This is a genomic window from Paenibacillus montaniterrae, from assembly GCF_018403185.1.
GTDB classification, from domain to species: domain Bacteria; phylum Bacillota; class Bacilli; order Paenibacillales; family Paenibacillaceae; genus Pristimantibacillus; species Pristimantibacillus montaniterrae.
Genome location: NZ_BOSE01000041.1, coordinates 1 through 349, shown reverse-complemented (window position 1 = coordinate 349; position 349 = coordinate 1). Strand labels below are relative to the sequence as shown.

Annotated in this window: 1 rRNA gene; it reads left to right on the top strand. The window is 44.7% G+C overall.

Features of this window, described 5'->3' with window-relative positions:
* Window positions 1–7: 7 nt before the first annotated feature.
* Window positions 8–124: ribosomal RNA gene (gene rrf / locus KJS52_RS27045) — 5S ribosomal RNA — on the top strand.
* Window positions 125–349: the final 225 nt, after the last annotated feature.

Genomic DNA, 349 nt, shown 5'->3' with positions numbered 1-349 from the left:
TAAATCGTTTGGTGGCGATAGCGGAGGGGAACCACACGTTCCCATCTCGAACACGACCGTTAAGCCCTCCAGCGCCGATGGTACTTGGACCGCAGGGTCCTGGGAGAGTAGGACGTCGCCAAGCGGTATTTCAAAAAAATACCTGTTGCAAAACTTGATGGAACATGATACAATCATTTTCCGTTAAGAGAAAAGCAACATTATAACGTGTTCTTCTTAACAGAAGACACAACTTGTACCTTGAAAACTGGATAAGAAAGCAAGAAACATCCAAAGCGAATCGAGTTCAAACGATTGTTTGAAATTTAACTAGGTTAAGCTAGTAAGAGCGCACGGAGGATGCCTAGGC